Origin of the sequence: Deinococcus metalli, from assembly GCF_014201805.1 — a bacterium.
GTDB classification, from domain to species: Bacteria; Deinococcota; Deinococci; order Deinococcales; family Deinococcaceae; genus Deinococcus; species Deinococcus metalli.
Genome location: NZ_JACHFK010000010.1, coordinates 1 through 17034 on the forward strand (window position 1 = coordinate 1; position 17034 = coordinate 17034).

Genomic DNA, 17034 nt, shown 5'->3' on the forward strand with positions numbered 1-17034 from the left:
CTGAATGGGCAGACGGGTGGCCTGAGAGACAGGTGCAGTAGTCTTCCGCGGTGCCATGTCTCATTGTGGCATCCCGCTTTTTGTCCTCAGGCTCTAAGGACGGTGACCGGCCACGCTGCCCGGCTCGCCCATCACTTACCAGGCATGACGGCGGCTAGGCGCCAGTGGGCACCGGCTGTGGCGGGCTATCAAGGAACGCAACGCCGTCCTGCACGCCCTACTTCAGAAACGCCGCAAGACCGACACGCCCCAACCGTTCTTCGACCGGCCGCTATAGAACACGATCTGCCTGTGGTACTTACAGCGACACGCTTCGGGCCCCTTGTGCACCCCTCAGGAACTTGCCGTGCTCAACCCAGTCGGCTCGACGGCACGTTGCACCACACTGGTCGAACCCTTGCATGCCCCCTACCGCTGCAGGACCGGCCACAGAGGGTGTCCCAGCCAGGGCACAGGGATTCCTTGCCCTGCGTACCGGGATGACAACTCTCCATGACCCTGGCCGGTCGACCGTTTCCGCCCGTTGCTATCGTCACCACCGACGGATTGCCTTCACGATGTAAAGGACACCGTCAAACACGCGGCGGGGCGTGATGGTCCGCCTGCCTCTGCACAGCTCCCCTGCTCACCACCGTGCAGGTCCCCGGTGTTGGATGATCGTTGTCCCCGCTGCCTGCCGTCGCCCTAGACACCGCTCATCCCTTCAGGCCCCCAGAGATGGACGAGCCCTCCACGAAGTGCCGCTGGAACACGAAGAACAGGATCACGACGGGCAGCATCACCATCAGCGCGGCCGCCATCAGGTACTGCCACTGCACCACGGTGGCCGTCCGGAAGAACTGCAGCCCGATCTGCAGGGTGTACAGCCGCTCGTCGTTGAGGTACAGAAGCGGCCCCACGTAGCTGTCCCACGCGCCCTCGAAGGTGAAGATCGCGACCGTGGCGAGCGCCGGTGTGGAGAGCGGCATGATGACCCGCCACCAGATCCACAGTTCGCCCGCGCCGTCGACGCGCGCGGCCTCGGACAGCTCTTCGGGGATGCTCATGAAGAACTGGCGCAACAGGAAGGTGAAGAACGCCCCGGCGAAGAAGCTCGGCACCACCAGCGGCAGGTAGCCGCCGACCCAGTGCAGCTTGGAGAACAGGATGTACTGGGGAATCAGGGTGACCATTCCGGGGATCATCATGGTGGCGAGCAGCACGCTGAACAGCACATTCCGTCCTGGAAAGCGCAGTTTGGCGAAGCCGTAGGCCGCCAGCGACGACGACAGCACGGTGCCGAAGACGACCGCCGCCGCGTACAGCGTGGTGTTCAGGGCGTAGCGCGCGAACGGCGCAAGCTTCCACGCCTCCGAGAAGTTCGCCCAGCGCAGCGGATTCGGAATCCACACCGGGGGGTTGGCGTACACCTGGGTGTCGACCTTCAGGGACGTCGAGAGCATCCACAGGGCCGGGAACAGGATGGCGGCGCTGATCGCGCACAGCGCGGCGAAGGCGATCACCTTCCAGAGCGTGCTCACGGCCCGGGCGGTGGGGCGGCTGAGAACAGTGGCGGGCGGCTGCGCCTGCACCTCGGGCTTCGCGGTCATCGGACTTCTCCCTCGTAGTAGACCCAGCGCCGTGACACGTAGAACTGCAGCGCGGTGATGATCAGGATGATCACCAGCAGAATCCACGCCATGGCGCTGGCGTAGCCCATCTGGTAATCCGTGAAGGCCTTCTGCCACATGTACAGGCCGTAGAACAGCGTCGAATACGACGGCCCGCCCTTGCCGCCCTCGGACACGATCAGCGCGGATTCCCAGAACTGGAACGCAGCCGAGATGCCGGTGATCAGCTTGAAGAAGATGGTGGGCGACATCATCGGGACGGTGATGCTCAGGAACTGGCGCAGGGGCGACGCGCCGTCGAGGTTGGCGGCCTCGTACAGGTGGCGCGGCACGCCCTGCAGGCCGGCGAGGTAGATGATGTACCCGCCCGCGGCGCCCCACATGCTCATGATGATCAGCGCCGGCTTGGCCCACGTGGGATCGGAAAACCACAGCGGCGGGTTCTGGACGCCGATGAAGCGCAAGAAGGTATTGATCGGCCCGAACTCCGGGTTGAAGACCCACAGCCACAGCAGCAGCACCGCCACGCCGGTGAGCACCTTGGGCAGGAAGAAGATGGTGCGGAACACCCGCTGCCCGGGAATGCGCTGGTTCAGCAGCACCGCGATCAGCAGGCCCGTGACGATGCCCAGCGGCACGGCGAACAGCACGTAGAAGCCGGTGTTGTAGAGCGACGTCCAGAACAGGTCGTCACTGGTAAAGAGCCGCACGTAGTTGTCGAGCCCCACCCACTTCATGCGCGACGTGACGTCGTAGTCGGTGAAGCTGGCATACAGCGAGAAGAGCATCGGGCCGGCGACGAACACCACGAAGCCGATCAGCCACGGCAGGATGAAGAGGTAGCCGGTGATCGCCTCGCGGCGGCGGGCAGCGCTCATGCGGGGCACAAAGCCTCCACGGGCACGGCGGGCGGGAAGGCGGGGAATCTGGGGACGACGGCGCAGTGTCTCACGGAGCCTCCTGACAGTGGGCGCGTACGGGGAAACGGGCTTCGGCTGATTTACTTAAATATATAAAAAAAGTCGTCGACTTGATATATGCTGGGCGTCATCCGCCCGCCCCACCCTTCCCCACCGCACCCCCGGAGACGACATGCCTGAGCCCCTGCCAGATGCCGACGCCGCCCTGCTGGCCCTGGACGTCGGCGGCACCAAGCTCGCCGCCGGCCTCGTCACCCCGCACGGCGAGCTGCTCGCCAGCCGGCGCGAACCGACCCGGCTGCAGGCCGGCCCCGAGGGCGTGCTGCGCCAGCTCGTGGCCCTCGGGCGCGACCTGCTGGCCGGGCACGCCGGGCCGGTGTCCCGGGTGGGCGTGGGCTGCGGCGGCCCCCTCGACCGCGAGCGCGGCATCATCCAGAACCCGCCCAACCTGCCCGGCTGGCACGACGTGCCCCTCAAGGACTGGCTGGAGGACGCGCTGGACCTGCCGGTGGATGTGGACAACGACGCCAACGCGGCCGCGCTGGCCGAGTGGCGCTTCGGCAGCGGACGCGGCTGCGAGCACCTCGTGTACCTCACCCTCTCGACCGGAATCGGCGGCGGCGTGATCCTGAACGGTCAGCTGTACACCGGCCGGGCCGGCAACGCCGGTGAACTCGGCCACCTCCAGGTGGAGTACCTGGGCGAGCCCTGCACCTGCGGCGGCCGGGGCTGCCTGGAGCGCTACGCCTCGGGGACCGGCATCGGCCGCCGGGCGCGCGAGTGGGCGCGGCGCCACCCCGACTCGCTGCTCGCGCAGCTGGACGGCGGCCCCGAACACATCACCGCCCACACCGTGCGCCGCGCCCTCGAGGACGGCGACCCCCTGACCGCCGCGTTCTGGGACGACACCCTGGACTACCTCGCGGCCGGCGTGGCGGGCATCATCCACGCCTTCGACCCGCAGCGGGTGGTGATCGGCGGCGGCGTCGCCAACTTCGGGGACCTGCTGTTCCCGCCGCTGCGTGCCAAGGTGGCTGCCCGCACGTACCCCGCGCTGTGGCAGGGCATGTCGCTGCGCCGCGCCGAACTCGCCGACCACGTCGGGATCTACGGCGCGGCCGCCGTGGCCCTCAGCCGCGCTGCGCCCGCCCCCCACCGCTTCCCTGTTCCGGAGACCACCCTGTGACGACCTCACCCCCCACCGCCGATCTCGTCCGCCGCCAGTTCACAGGGGCGCTGCGCCGCCACCGCGACACGCTGGATCTGCTGCCCGCCCTGGAACCGGAACTCGCCCGCGCCGCCGAGCGCTGCGTCTCGGCGCTGTGCGGCGGCGGCAAGCTGCTGATCTGCGGCAACGGGGGCAGCGCCGCCGACGCCCAGCACTTCGCGGCCGAACTCACCGGCCGCTTCCGGCGGGAGCGGGCGCCTCTGGCCGCGCTGGCCCTGACCACCGACAGCAGCGCCCTGACGTGCATCGGCAACGACTACGATTTCGCCGACGTCTTCGCGCGCCAGGTGCGGGCGCTGGCCCGGCCCGGCGACGTGCTGGTCGGCATCAGCACCAGCGGCAGCAGCCCCAACGTGCGCCGCGCCCTGAGCGCCGCGCGCGAGATCGGCGCGCACACCGTGCTGCTCAGCGGCGACCGCCTGCCGGAGACGCCCGCCGAGGTGGACGTGCTGCTGGCCGTGCCCGCCGACCGCACCGCCCAGATCCAGGAGATGCACATTCTGCTGATCCACGTGCTGTGCGAGACCATCGACGACGCCCTGCTGGGAGTGGAGGCGTGAGCGCCCCACAGGTCGAGGGCACCCGGCCCGCCGCCGCCCGCCCGGGCACGCTGCACATGATCGGCAACGCGCACATCGACCCGGTGTGGCTGTGGACGTGGCAGGAGGGTTTCCAGGAGATCAAGGCGACGTACCGCTCGGCGCTCGACCGCCTGACGGAGGACCCGGACTTCATCTTCACGTGCTCCTCGGCGGCGCACCTCGCGTGGATCGAGGCGAACGAACCCGAGATGTTCGCCGAGATCCGCGCGCGGGTGCACGAGGGCCGCTGGGCGCTGGTGGGCGGGTGGTGGGTGCAGCCCGACTGCCACCTGCCGGGCGGCGAGGGCTTCGCCCGACAGGCGCTGTACGGCCAGCGCTACTTCCACAGCCGCTTCGGGCGCACGGCCACCGTGGGCTACAACCCGGATTCCTTCGGGCACGCGGCGACCCTGCCGCAGCTGCTGCTCGCCAGCGGAGTCACGCGCTACACCTTCATGCGCCCCGGCCCGCACGAGCAGGCGCTCCCGGGGCGGCTGTTCTGGTGGGCCGCGCCCGACGGCTCGCGGGTGCTGGCCTTCCGCATTCCCTACGAGTACTGCACGTGGGGCAAGGATCTGGAGGCCCACATCCGCAAGTGCGCGAGCGACCTCGCGTCGGCGGACGACCGCCTGATGTGCTTCTACGGCGTGGGCAACCACGGCGGCGGCCCCACCCGCGAGAACCTCGCGTCCATCCACCGCCTGAGCGCGGAGCCGGAGCTGCCCGCACTGGTCTTCAGCGCCCCGGACGCCTTCTTCGAGGCCGCCGACACGGCGCGGGCCGGGGTGTGGCACGGCGAACTCGTGCACCACGCGGTGGGCTGCTACTCGGCGCATTCGGGCGTCAAGCGCCTGAACCGCCACGCCGAACTCGCGCTGGTGCGCGCCGAGAAGTTCGCGACGCTGGCGACCACGCTGGCCGCCCTCCCCTACCCGCACGCGGACCTCGACCGGGCGTGGCAGCGCGTGCTGTTCAACCAGTTCCACGACATCCTGGCCGGCACCAGCGTGGAGAGCGCCTACGACGACGCGGCGCACGAGTACGGCGAGGCGCTGTCGATCGCCCAGCACGTCACCAATGCGGCCGTGCAGCGCCTGAGTTGGCGGGTGACGGTTCCGCCAGAGGACGGCGCCCGCAGCTTCGTGGTGTGGAACCCGCACCCGTGGCCCGTGCGCGTGCCCGTCGAGCACGAGGTCGGCGGCGTGCGCGACGGCTTCACCATGACCGATGAGGCCGGCAGGGCGGTGCCGGCGCAGTTCACGCGCTCAGGCGCGACCGTGAGCGGGTGGCGGCGGCGGCTGGCGTGGCTGGCGGACCTGCCCGCCTTCGGCCACCGCGTGTTCACCATCCGGCCAGGCACCGCGCCCGACCCGGACGTCGAGACCCAGACACCCGACCCCTTCGTGCTGGACAACGCCGCGCTGCGCGTGGAGTTCGATCCCGTCAGCGGGGGCATCGCGCGGCTTCTGGATCGGCGCTCGGACAGCGAGGTCTTCTCCGCGCCCGCCGCCGTGGGCGTGGTGCTGGACGACGACACCGACACCTGGAGCCACGGCCGCGTGCGCTTCGACCGCGTGACCGGGCAGTTCGGCCACGCGCGGCTGAGCTGGCTGGAACGCGGGCCGCTGCGACGCGCCGTCCGGAGCGTGGCCACATACGGCCGCAGCACGTTGACGCAGGACTACTTCGTCTACAGCGACCCTGCGCTGCCGGTCGAGGTGCGCGTGCGCGTGGACTGGCACGAGGCGCGGCAGATGCTCAAGCTGCGCTTCCCGCTGCACCTCCAGTTCCCGCAGGTGACCTACGAGGCGCCCTACGGTCAGGTCTCCCGGCCGGGCAACGGCGAGGAGTACCCGGGCGGCCGCTGGGTGGACCTCAGCGGCGTGCACCGCCCCACCGGCGAGTTGCGCGGCCTGGGGCTCGTGAACGACGCGAAATCCAGCTACAGCGTCACGGAGTCCGCGCTGCACCTCACCGTGCTGCGCTCGCCCATCTACGCGCACCATGACCCTTACGTGCCGGCAGCGGACGGCGACTACCGCTACATGGACCAGGGCGAGCAGACCTTCACGTACTGGCTGTGGCCGCACGCCGGGACGTGGCGGGACGCCGGCCTGCCCCGGCTGTGCGCCGCGCTGACCGAGGGGCCGGTGGCCCTGCCCGAGACCGTCCACGACGGGCCGCTGCCCGCCGCCCAGACCCACGCCTCGGTCACGCCCGACCACGTGGTGCTGAGCGTGATCAAGCGCGCCCAGGACGACCGCGGCGTGGTGCTGCGCCTGCACGAGACGCACGGCCGGCCCACCACCGCGCAGGTCTCGCTGCCCTTCCTCGAGCGCGAGCTGGAGGTAGACCTGGGCGCCCACGAACTCGTCACGCTGCTGCTGCCCGACGACGGAAGCGCGGCGCGGCGCGTGCTACTCACCGAGCTGGAACTGGACACCTGAAGGGAGGTCCAAGGCGGCACCCCCCGAACCTCGCGGGGGTGCCGCTCGCGTTGACTCAGGCCAGCACGAACGACCTGGATCAGCAAAAGACCCCCGGACGGCGCCGTCCGGGGGTTCGTTCCCTCCGCGTTACTTGGCGGCTTTCTTGTTGTCGTCCACCATCTTCGTGACGGCCGCCTGGGCTTCCTCCAGCGCCGTCTGCGGATCGCGGCCCCGCAGCAGGACGTCGTCCACGGCCTTGTTCACGGCCGTGTCGTAGCTGGGGGCGTACAGCGGGGCCGGCGACAGGTAGGTGAGCGGCAGATAGCTCACGAGCTTGATGAACTGGGGGTTCTTGTTGGCGGTCTGGGCGGCCTTGTACGCGGGCAGGTCGTTCTGCTCGGCGGCCCAGATCTTGGCGCCCTCGGTGGACAGGAACTTGGCGAAGGCGAAGGCCTCCTTGGGGTGCTTGCTGCCGCGCGGAATCTCGATGTTGAAGCCGCCGCCCCACGTGGTGGTGTCGCTCGTCTTGCCGTCCATGGTGGGCACGCTGACCATGCCGAACTGCAGGTCCGGGGCATTGCGCGCCAGGGTGGAGAGGTAGTTGCCGTTGCGCACCACCATCGGCACCTTGCCGGACATGAATTCGTCCTGGGTGCCGCCGCCGAAGCTGGCCTTGAAGGCGGCGACGTTGTTCGCGCCGTACTTGTCGTTCCACTTCTTGAACCACGCCAGCGTCTGCACGGCCGCCGCAGACGTCATGGTGGGGTTTTCGTTGTTCTTGTCGAACAGGTAGCCGCCCGCGTTGTTCACCCAGCCCTGGTAGCCGAAGTCGCCGAAGTTGGGGTGGAAGCCCATGCGGGTCCAGCGGTCGCCGTCTTTCTTGTCGAGCTTGGCGGCGTAGGCCCACAGGTCGTCCCACGTCCGGGGGGGCTTGTTGGGATCGAGGCCCGCTTCCTTGAAGGCGGCCTTGTTGTAGAAGAGCACCCGGGTGTCGGTGACGAACGGCAGGGCGTACTGCTTGCCGTTATAGCGCCCGGTGGCCCACAACTGCGGGAAGTATGAGCCGCCCAGTTTGTCCGCGCCGTACTGGCTCATGTCGGTGTTCTGGTTGCGGGCCGCGCGCTGCGTGCTGGTGCGGATGTCGATCACGACCACGTCGGGCGCGTTGCCGGCCGCCACGCCCGCGAGCGTCTTGGTGATGAGCTGGTCGAAGGGCACGCCGGTGTACTGCACCTGCACGTTGGGATTGCGCTGGTTCCACAGCCCGATGATCTTGTTGATGGTCGGCCGGCGCTGCTCGCTGAGCCAGTGGGCCGTGAAGTTGAGGGTGACTTTCTGGGCCTGGGCCGTGGACAGCCCCAGCAGCAGTGACGTGGCCAGCATTGCCTTTCTACGCATGCGATCCTCCGGCGGGACAGGTCAAATCCAGTATTTGATTATTTTATACTATTAAGTAATCGCGGGGGTGTCAAGCACGGCCGTGTCCCGCCGGGCCGGCTGCCGGCTGAGCGCCGCGAGCCGCAGCGTGCCCCCGTTCAGCAGTTCCCCGATCGCCAGCGCGGCCGCGCCGAGCGCTGTGGCGTTCTCGCCCAGCAGGCTCTGGACGATGCGCACGTCCTTGGACAGGAACCCGAAGGAGCGGCCCTTGACCTTGTGGGCCACCTCCTCGGTGAGTTCCGGCCACGCCCGGACCAGGGTGCCGCCCAGCACGATCAGCGCCGGATCGTAGTGGTTCACCGCGTTGACCAGCGTGGCCGCCAGGTACACCGACACGCGCTCCTTGACCCGCAGCGCGGCGGGATCGCCCGCCTCGGCCAGCCGGTGTACGCCCTGGAGATCGTGGACGGCCAGGCCCTCGCGCCGGGCGTCGGCGAGCACCGCCGGCACGCTGACCAGCGTCTCCACGCAGCCGCGATTGCCGCACTCGCAGCGCGCTCCGTTCACGTCGATGGTGGTGTGCCCGATCTCACCGGCCAGCTCGTGGGCGCCGCGGTACACCCGGTCGCCCACGATCAGGCCGGCCCCCACGCCGGAGCGCAGCGACAGGAACAGCAGCGTGCCCACCTGCGGCCCCGCACCGTACCAGCGCTCGCCCAGCGCGGCCGCCTTGGCGTCGTCGTCGAGCCAGCACGGCGCGCCGAAGTGGTTCTGCAGGAGATCAGCCAGCGGCACCTGACGCCAGCCCCCGAAGTTGGGCGGCTCCAGCACCAGGCCGCGCGTGCTATCCACCGGGCCCGGCACGCCCACGCCGATGCCGAGCAGCGGCAGGTCCGGGTCGATCACGAAGCGCACCACCTCGATCAGGGGACGCAGGTTGTCGTGCACCGGCGTGTGCGGCCGGAATGCCTGCGCGGCGACAGACAGCACCTCGCCGGCGAAGTTCGTGCGGATGGCGCGCACTTCCGAGCGCGAGATCTCCAGGCCCACGATCTGCCCACGGGCAGTGTTCAGGCGCAGCAGGGTGGGCCGCCGGCCGACCTGCCGGGTATCGGCCGGCGACTCGATCAGCAGGTTCGAGGCGTGCAGCTCGTCGACCATGTGTGTGATGGTCGCGGCGGTCAGGTCGGTGGCGGCCGCCAGGCCGCTGCGCGACACCGGCTGGAGCTTGCGCAGCGCCTCAAGCACCACGCTGAGGTTCTCGGCCCGCGTCTCGGGCAGGCTGCGTCCCTTGCGCACGCTGCGGCTTCTGGTCACGAACGCTCCTTCCCGCCGCCGTCGCGCCGGAGCTTCATGATAGGGCGCGCGCCGTGGAGCGGACGGCCCCCTGCCTGACCTCAGTGCCTGCCCGCAGGGAGTACCTTAAAATCATCAAGTAATTTCCACCGCCGTTATTCGCACTGCCCAGGGGAGCCATGCCTGACATCCGACCTGCCCACGACACCGCCCCTCCACTCCAGCTCCAGCGGCGGCCGGACGGCCTGACGCTCACCACGCCGCACTACCGCCTCGACCTCGACGCGGCGCGGCCCTACCTCCGCGTGAGCGACGCGGCAAGGCGGCCGTACGCGGACCTCTTCCTGTGCCCCAGCGTGCACACGGCGGCCGGCCTCGACCGCACCGCCCGGCTCGAGGACGTGCAGGTCAGGGAAAGCGGCGGCCGGACGCACCTGCGCTTTCCCCTGCGCGGCGGCGTGTGGCTGGACAAGGTGCTGGTGCTGACCTGCGACGCGCGCGGGATCGACGCGCACGTCGAGGTGCGCGGCGAGGGCGTCCTGACCGACGTGCTGCTGTTCGCCGGGTACTACTCCGGGCACCTGCGCTGGGGCAGCGGCCTGTTCGAGAGTGGCGCGCACTTCAGCGAGGTGTTCAACCCCGAACCGTGGGGCCGCGAGCGGCGCACCCACGGCGCCGGCGAATCGAGCAGCGTGGACGTGATGGGCACCAGCGTGCCGGGCAAGGCCCACTGGTTCTTCACGCCTGCGCCGCTGCTGTACGCCTTCTCCCGGGACGCCGGGGGGCCGGTGTCCGGCGGGTCGCTCGGCGCGGACCAGGGTGGAACGCCGGTGGGCGAGGCGACCACGTCGGCCTCGGCCGGTCCCGCTCCGTGGCTCGCCGCGTCGATCGTCGCGCCGGTGGACGAGCTGACCTTCACGGGCTTTCACTACGACGCGCACGAGGGCGCCTTCTCGCTGCGGCTGAGCTACGAGGGCCAGACCCGCGTGTCCGGCACCTTCCGCACGCCCACCCTGCGCCTGGAGTTCGCCGCCGACCCGTACGCGGCCATCGCGCGCAACGCCCAGCTGCACCGGGAACGCGGCGTGGTGCCGGCGGCCCCGGAGTCCCCCGCACCCACGTGGTGGTCCAGCCCGATCCAGTGCGGCTGGGGCGCGCAGTGCCACCTCGCGGGCGTGCGCGGCGGCCGGGCGCCCGACCACTGCACCCAGGCGAACTACGACGCCTTCCTGACCGCCCTGGACGGGCACGGCCTGCATCCCGGCATCCTGGTGCTGGACGACAAGTGGAGCGTGACCTACGGCCACAGCGAGGTGGACGAACACAAGTGGCCAGACCTGCGCGGCTGGATCGACCGGGCACACGCGCGCGGCCAGAAGGTGCTGCTGTGGTGGAAGGCGTGGGACCCCGAGGGCCTGCCCCCGGAGGCGTGCGTGACCGACGACCTGGGCGGCGTGGTGGCCGCCGACCCGACCAGCCCCGCGTACCGCGAGATCCTGGCCCGCAGCGTGCGGCGCATGCTGCTCGACTACGGTGCCGACGGCTTCAAGGTGGATTTCAGCGCCCGCACGCCGTCCGGCCCGGGCCTGCGCCGGCACGGACGCGCGTGGGGGATCTCCCTGCTGCACGAGCTGCTCGGGTTGCTGCGACAGGAGGCCAAGCGCGCCAAGCCCGATGCCCTGGTGATGACGCATACCCCCCACCCGGCGTTCGGCGACGTGAGCGACATGATCCGCCTGAACGACGTGAACACCGGCGCCAACGTGAGAACGCAGATGCTGCACCGCGCCCGGGTGGCGCGCGCGGCCCTGCCCACACACCTGATCGACACCGACAACTGGCCGATGCCGAACATCGCGGCGTGGCGCGAGTACGTGGCACTCCAGCCCGAGCTGGGCGTGCCCAGCCTGTACTTCGCCACCCACGTCGACGGCGACGGCGCGGCCCTGACCGCCGCGGACGCCGCGCTGGTGCGGGCCACGTGGGCGCGCTGGGACGCGCAGCGCCGCGTCGACCCGCTGGTCGTGCCGCCGGGCCTGGACGCCGATGGTGCTTGACGTGACCGGGCCGCCGCAGACGCCCGCCCGGATCCCGCGCGTCCTGCGCGAGGGCGGGTGGTTGGCGTGGACGTATCTGCCCACGTTGATCGGACTGAACGTGCTGTGGATCGCTGGCGCGCTGACCATCGTGCTGCTCGGCCCCATGACCGTGGCCGCGTACGGTCACCTCGCCGCGCTGCGGGACGACACGCCGCCCCCGTGGCGGAGCCTGGGCAAGCGGCTGCGCGCCTCGCTGTGGCCGGGCACGCTGTGGAGCGTCTTTGTGGGCGTCTATGCGTACGTGGCGTGGGCCAACGTGACGTTCTGGCCGCGGGTGCTGGGCCACGAGGGCGCCGCGCAGCTCGGCGTGGACGTGGTGTGGCTGCTGTGGGGATACCTGACGTGGGTGGTCACCGCGCTGCAACCGTACCTGCTCGACGCCCTGGCCGCGCGCGGTCTGCCGTTCGGGCGGGCCCTGCGCGCCGCCGCCGTGGACGTGATCCGGCGGCCGGTGGCCGCCCACGCCTTCGTGCTGATTCCGCTGGCGCTGTCCGTCATCGGCCGCTCGTTCCGCACGCCGGGCCTGCTGGTGCTCGTCACGCTGCTGCTGACCCTGGCCGCCGTGCACGTGCGCCCGGTGACCGTGCGCGAGCCGCCGGTGGACGAATCCACGGAGGCCGCTCCGTGAGCCGCGTTCTCGCCTTCGGCGGCGCGCTGATGGACTTCGTGCCGGCCGGCGACGGGTGGCGGGCGCGGCCCGGCGGCAGCGCGTGGAACGTGGCGCTGGGACTGGCCGCCCTGGGCGAGGGCGTCGCCTTCGCGGGCAGCCTGGGGAGTGACCCCTTCGCCGAACGTCTGGGCACGCTGGGCGAGGCGGCCGGGCTGGACCTGACCTTCGCTCCGCGCGTGGACGCGCCCACCGCCCTCTCGGTGGTCCACCGGGGCGTGGGCGGTCAGCCGGACCGCTACGCCTTCTACGCGCAGGGCGGCGCCGACAGCGCCTTCACGGGCGTGGCCGCCGGCGCGTGGGCCGGCGCGCACGCCGCGTATTTCGGGGGGGTGACGCTCCTGCGTGAGCCGGCCGCGCCCGCTTTCCTGGCGTGTGCGCAGGACGCCGCCCGTCGCGGGCTGACCGTGCTGTACGACCCCAACTTCCGCCCCGCGTACGCCGAGGAGGGCCGCCGCGCCCTGTGGGCGTACCTGCCCCACACCACCCACCTCAAGGTCTCTCACGAGGACGTCCTGGGCCTGCTGCCCGGCCGGAGCGTCGAGGACGGCGTGGCCGAGCTGCGCCGCGCCCAGCCGGGCCTGCACGTGCTGCTCACCCTGGGCGAAGCGGGCGCGCGGCTGTTTACGCCGCAGGGCGAGTGGGTCCACCCCGGCTACGCCGTGACCGTCGCGGACACCGTGGGTGCGGGCGACGCGTGCGCGGCCGGCTGGCTGAGGGGCACCGTGGCCGGGCCGCACGCGTCTCCAGCCCACGTGCTGGCGTTCGCCCTGGCGTGCGGCGCGCTCGCGTGCACCCGGCCGGGTGCCCACGCCCCCACGCTGGACGAGGTGCAGCAGTTCATGGACAGCCAGACCTGACGTCAGGCCGGGGCGAGCCTCTCTACCCGCTCACCCCGGCCTCGCCGCCGGCCCACGCGGGCAACCAGCGCCGCTGCGCGGCGATCAGGTCGCGGGTCATGGCGCGGATGTCGCGCAGGTCGAGGATGCTGGCGGTCAGGGGGTCGAGGGCGACCGCGGCCTCGATCCGCCGGGGGTCGCGCTGCGTGGCGGCCTCGACGGCGCTGAGCTGCACCGCGACGTTCGTGAGGTTCAGCCCGGCGCACGGCGCGGGCAGGCGGCCCGCCGGCTGCGGTGTCACGCCCGCCGCGTCCGCCACGGCCGGCACCTCCACGCACGCGTCGGCGGGCAGGTTGGCGATCAGACCGCCGTTGACCACGTTGACGTAGACGTGTTCGGGGCCGCTCCCCAGCGTCGCGGCCACGATCCGCATGCCGTACTCGGCCGACGGCTCCAGGCGCGCGCGGCGGGCGTCCACCGCCGCGTCCAGCGTGGCCTGCTCGTGGCCGAGCCCCGCCTCGGCGCCGCGCAGGTAGTCCCAGCGGCGAGGCAGGGCGGCCTTGACGGCCTCCGGCGTGCGGCGGAAGTACGGCACGTATTCCGAGGCGTGGTGGCTCGACTCGCTCAGGACGTACCCGAAGGTCTCCAGCAGCTCGGCGCGCACGCGCTCCTGGCCGCCCACGTACGTGTCGTGGCCCTCGGTCCAGGGGGTGTATCCGCCGTGGTCCGGCAGAAAGCGGCGGCGCAGGATGTCGCGCAACCGGGCGTGCAGGTCGGTGCCGCGGTGCTCCAGCGTCAGGAACCACGCCTGGTGGTTGATCCCCGCCGCGCGGTACGTCAGTTCGCCGCGCGGCACGGCCAGCAGGTCTTCCAGCAGCGCCGCCGTGTGCGGAATGGAGTGGCACAGGCCCATAGCCCGCACGCCCAGCGCATTCAGGTACAGGACGTTCATCGCCATGGGGTTGGCGTAGTTCAGTACCAGCGCGTCCGGGCACACCTCACGCACGTCGGCGGCCAGGGCGCCAAAGGCCGGCGTGCTGCGCAGGAAGCGGAAGATGCCGCCCGGCCCCAGCGTGTCCCCGGCCGGGACGTCCACGCCGTAGCGCCGCGGCACCTCGACATCCGCGCGGTACGCGTCCAGGCCGCCCACCTGGAAGGTGAGCAGCACGTGGGTGGCCCCGCGCAGCGCGGCGCGCCGGTCGGCCGTGACGGTCACGCGCAGGGGACGGCCGTGGTGGTCGGCCAGCGCGCGCACGGCGGCGGCGGTGCGCGCGGCGCGCTCAAGGTCCGGGTCGTGCAGCACGAGCTCCGCCCCGAGCGGCGCCAGCAGCGCGAGGAAGTCCGCCGCCAGCGTCAGGGGAAAGACCATGCCCCCCGCGCCCGAGATCACCACGCGGGCCGCCGGGCTCACGGCGCGTCTCACAGCGGCTCCTCCAGGAAGTTCACGGCGCAGGCGGCGCCGCCCGGTTCCACACGCAGGCTCAGGATCTGGTGCGGCCGAAGGTCGACGGGAATGGCGGTCCCGTCCCAGTGCAGGGTGCCGCGGGCGCCCCGTCCGGCCCACTCGTGCAGCCGGACGATCACGGCGTCACCGTCCTCGGCGCGTTTCACGGCGCTCACCGCCGCGCCGTCCAGGCCGTCCAGTTGCAGCAGGCTGTGCCGGGGCGGCAGGTCGCCCGGGTGGACATACTCGCGGGTCAGGGGCATCGGCCGCCCCACGTGCCCGGCCCGCTCGGGGATGCCCGCCGCGCGCCAGTCCCCGGCGTGCGGGCACAGCGCCCAGCGCGTCTCCTGGCGGCCCTGGTCGATGTGGTCGTGGTCGCGCTGCGGATCGGGCCGGGCCGGATCGTGGTGCGCGTAGATGGGCGAGCGGGCCAGCGTCAGCCGCACCTCGCCGCCCAGCACGCTCGCGGAGGCCTTGCAGTCGCTCGTGAGCGCTGCGCCGGCCGGGTGGGCACGGCCACGCGCGCCCCGCACCACGCCGCTCACGTCCAGCCAGCGGCCGACCGGTTCCTCCTGGCCGTCGGCGGGGCGCACCACGTGGCCGTAGGGCACCTCGAACGTGGCCTCCACACCGCTCAGCGCCAGCGGGACACTGAGCTGGGCCGCGTGGTGCGGTTCGTGCCAGTCCAGCACCACGCGGCCGTGGATCTCGGCGCTGTGGGCGTCCAGGGCGACGTCCTGCACGGCCGTCGACGCGCCCCAGCGGGTGGTCACACGCACCGTGGCGCGCAGCGGCCCGCGCTCCACCACGCGCAGCTGCGCCCCGCCGAAGAGCCCCACCACGCCGCGCAGCGACGTCATGCCGTGACCCCAGGTGTCGCTGCCGTCGTACACGACGTGCAGCGCGCCGGCGTGGCCCGCGAGCAGCTCAAGGTCGCGGGCCTTGTCCACGATCCGGCTGACGGCGCCGCTGCGGGCGGAGAACTCCACGCGCAGGAAGGCGTTCTCCAGCGTGACGTCGCCAGACGGGTGCTCGGTGACGCTGAGGCCGGTGTCGGCGACCGGGGCGGGCGCCTCGGCCAGCGCGCGGTACAGCCGGTACCCGCCGGCGGGCACGTCGGCCAGGAAGGCCATACGTGGGCGGCCGCCGCTGACGCTCTCGGGATCGAGCCGCTGGTACGGCACCTCGCGCCCGGTCTCGTCGGTGAGCGTCAGGTCGTCGGTGTGCCAGTCGTTGATCTCGACCTCGACCAGATCGCGGCGGGGCCGCGCGCTGGAGTTGAAGACCACGACCGGCACGCCGTCGCCGTAGTCACTCACCCACGTGGGGCCGTCCCAGCGCACCGAGCGGATCACCTCGTCCACGTCCGCGCCGTCCCGGCGGGTGTCGATGCGCGCGGCGATCGCCTGCATGGCGAAGAATTCTGTTTCGTCGGCCACCGCGAGCGCCTCACCGAGCTGCGCGCGCGCCGCGTCGTAGGCCCGCCGGATGGAGCTGCCGGCCAGCACGTCGTGGAACTGGTTGAACAGCACGCGCTCCCACGCGCGGGTCAGGGCGGCGTGGGGATACGGGTGCCCGACGGGCCCGGCCAGGACCGCCAGACGCTCGGCGTCGATCAGGCGGCGCTCGGCCTCGCGGACCAGCCGCTTGATCTCGCTGACGGCGGCGTAGCACCCGCGCGCGTGGTGCTGCAGCTCGCCGGCGTACTCCGGCAGCGCGCCGCCCGGCTGGGCCTCCTGCGCCCGCACGAGGTCGAAGAAATGCTCAAACGAATCCATCTGGAGCGCCGGCCACGCGGGATCGTCGTTCAGGGCGCGCAGGTTGGCGATGGCGCGCTTGGTGGGGCCGCCGCCGTGGTTGCCCACGCCGTACAGGCCCAGCCAGTGGCGCGCGCCCGGCGGGTGCCAGCGCAGGTTGCGCTCCAGGCTGCTCTGGACGTGGTGCGGATTGGACGAGTACGCCTCGATGCGCACGCACGGCAGCGAGGTGCCGTCCGGGCCGACCCAGCGGAAGAGGTTCTGCGGCAGCTCCAGCTCGTGGGCCGAGGGGCGCATGAACACGAACGACGTGAGCCCCGAGAGCGCCAGCAGCTGCGGCAGCGTGGCGGGATGGCCGAAGGAATCCGGCAGGAAGCCGACCGTGGCCCGGCGGCCCACCACGCGCTCCAGGGTGCGCTGGCCGTGCAGCGCCTGCCGCGCGAAGGACTCGCCGTGCGGCAGGTTGGCGTCGGGCTCGACCCACCACCCGCCGACCGGCTCCCACTGGCCGCGGGTCACCGCCGCGCGCACCTCGGCCAGCAGCTCCGGGAAGCGTTCCAGCCACGCGTACTGCGCGGCGCTGGAGTGGGCGAAGACCATGTCCGGGTTCTCGGTCAGGCGGTCCAGGGCGCTGCGGACGGTCGCGCGGACGGTCTCGACGCCCTCGCGCCAGTCCCACAGCCACACCGGGTCGATGTGGGCGTGTCCGACGAGGTGCACGGTGAGTGGAGCGGGTGGAGTGGGGTCGTCCTGGGGATGGGTCACGGCGGGGCCTCCGGGTTATTTA

The 17034-nt window shown here is 71.7% G+C and carries 12 protein-coding genes; 6 read left to right on the forward strand and 6 right to left on the reverse strand.

Annotation, left to right across the window (positions count from 1 at the left end; genetic code table 11):
• Window positions 1-695: 695 nt before the first annotated feature.
• A complete protein-coding gene (locus tag HNQ07_RS17135; RefSeq protein WP_184114006.1) occupies window positions 696-1589 on the reverse strand; it encodes a carbohydrate ABC transporter permease in 894 nt (297 codons plus the stop codon).
• Entirely contained in the window at window positions 1586-2488 is a 903-nt protein-coding gene (locus tag HNQ07_RS17140) for a carbohydrate ABC transporter permease (RefSeq protein ID WP_221275174.1), read from the reverse strand. The genes HNQ07_RS17135 and HNQ07_RS17140 overlap by 4 nt, the downstream gene beginning before the upstream one ends.
• A gap of 214 nt (window positions 2489-2702) precedes the next feature.
• On the opposite strand from HNQ07_RS17140, the gene HNQ07_RS17145 reads away from it, so the two are divergent.
• The 3 genes from HNQ07_RS17145 to HNQ07_RS17155 are packed head-to-tail and all read left to right on the forward strand — an operon-like array spanning window position 2703 to window position 6786.
• Entirely contained in the window at window positions 2703-3716 is a 1014-nt protein-coding gene (locus tag HNQ07_RS17145) for an ROK family protein (protein ID WP_184114010.1), read from the forward strand.
• Window positions 3713-4318, forward strand: a complete 606-nt coding sequence (locus tag HNQ07_RS17150; protein WP_184114012.1) for a D-sedoheptulose-7-phosphate isomerase — start codon at window positions 3713-3715, stop codon at window positions 4316-4318. The genes HNQ07_RS17145 and HNQ07_RS17150 overlap by 4 nt, the downstream gene beginning before the upstream one ends.
• Entirely contained in the window at window positions 4315-6786 is a 2472-nt protein-coding gene (locus HNQ07_RS17155; protein WP_184114014.1) for an alpha-mannosidase, read from the forward strand. The genes HNQ07_RS17150 and HNQ07_RS17155 overlap by 4 nt, the downstream gene beginning before the upstream one ends.
• Window positions 6787-6915: 129 nt before the next feature.
• Here HNQ07_RS17155 and HNQ07_RS17160 read toward each other — a convergent pair whose 3' ends face one another.
• On the reverse strand, window positions 6916-8166 hold the full coding sequence (locus tag HNQ07_RS17160) for an ABC transporter substrate-binding protein (RefSeq protein ID WP_184114016.1): 1251 nt from the start codon (window positions 8164-8166) through the stop codon (window positions 6916-6918).
• Between the two features lie 51 nt (window positions 8167-8217).
• Window positions 8218-9462, reverse strand: a complete 1245-nt coding sequence (locus HNQ07_RS17165) for an ROK family protein (RefSeq protein ID WP_184114018.1) — start codon at window positions 9460-9462, stop codon at window positions 8218-8220.
• A 158-nt stretch (window positions 9463-9620) separates the two neighbouring features.
• On the opposite strand from HNQ07_RS17165, the gene HNQ07_RS24420 reads away from it, so the two are divergent.
• The 3 genes from HNQ07_RS24420 to HNQ07_RS17180 are packed head-to-tail and all read left to right on the forward strand — an operon-like array spanning window position 9621 to window position 13067.
• Window positions 9621-11498 (forward strand): alpha-amylase family protein, encoded by a 1878-nt coding sequence (locus tag HNQ07_RS24420; protein WP_184114020.1) that lies wholly within the window; start codon window positions 9621-9623, stop codon window positions 11496-11498.
• Entirely contained in the window at window positions 11491-12168 is a 678-nt protein-coding gene (locus tag HNQ07_RS24425) for a YesL family protein (protein WP_184114022.1), read from the forward strand. Before HNQ07_RS24420 ends, HNQ07_RS24425 begins: the two co-directional genes overlap by 8 nt.
• Window positions 12165-13067, forward strand: coding sequence for a carbohydrate kinase family protein (locus HNQ07_RS17180; protein ID WP_184114024.1), 903 nt, complete (start codon window positions 12165-12167; stop codon window positions 13065-13067). Before HNQ07_RS24425 ends, HNQ07_RS17180 begins: the two co-directional genes overlap by 4 nt.
• Before the next feature lie 22 nt (window positions 13068-13089).
• Here the strand turns inward: HNQ07_RS17180 and HNQ07_RS17185 are convergent, their stop codons facing one another.
• Entirely contained in the window at window positions 13090-14469 is a 1380-nt protein-coding gene (locus tag HNQ07_RS17185; RefSeq protein WP_221275175.1) for a family 4 glycosyl hydrolase, read from the reverse strand.
• Window positions 14466-17012 (reverse strand): alpha-mannosidase, encoded by a 2547-nt coding sequence (locus HNQ07_RS24430; RefSeq protein WP_184114026.1) that lies wholly within the window; start codon window positions 17010-17012, stop codon window positions 14466-14468. Before HNQ07_RS24430 ends, HNQ07_RS17185 begins: the two co-directional genes overlap by 4 nt.
• Between the last annotated feature and the right edge of the window lie 22 nt (window positions 17013-17034).